General features: G+C 45.5%; 1 pseudogene. It reads left to right on the forward strand.

The window, feature by feature from the left end:
- Nucleotides 1–552: pseudogene (locus MJ761_RS10835) on the forward strand (hypothetical protein); the annotation flags it as partial.

Here is a 552-nt window from a genome sequence, read left to right on the forward strand (position 1 = left end):
TAATGTGGAAGAAGGTAAGGTTGAAGAGGGTTCACATGAAGTAGTAGTGGGCGGACAGTTGTTTACTGTGAAAAGTGATCTGGCCAGCTTATCTACCGCCACTTCATCCAGTCTGTCTTCGATAACCAGTATGCTGCAAAATACACCAACAGGTGAGATTATTACCGATATTAGTAGCCTGAAAGCCAATGCATTGCAATGGAATAGTTCCCTATCTGTGGCTGCTTACGATGCAAGCCATAATGGTGTAGCACAGCGCATTAGTAATGTGGCAGCAGGCAATATGGCAGCAGATTCTACCGATGCAGTTAATGCAGGCCAGCTGTGGGGAGTGAAAAACGATCTGGATAATCTGACGACACGGGTAAATAGTTTGCCTACAGGCAATATTTCACAAGATGCTCTGAGCAGCCTGTCAACTTCAATTAGCATGAGTATTTCCTCAATAGCAGCAGCACTGGGTACTTCGCCTAATTCAGTAAGTGGTGGTGGTATTGAGATGCCAAGCTACAGTACTTCTACTCCTGCTGGAGGCTCAGTGGTAGCAAATAG

It is taken from the genome of Snodgrassella communis (assembly GCF_914768045.1).
Lineage (GTDB): Bacteria > Pseudomonadota > Gammaproteobacteria > Burkholderiales > Neisseriaceae > Snodgrassella > Snodgrassella communis.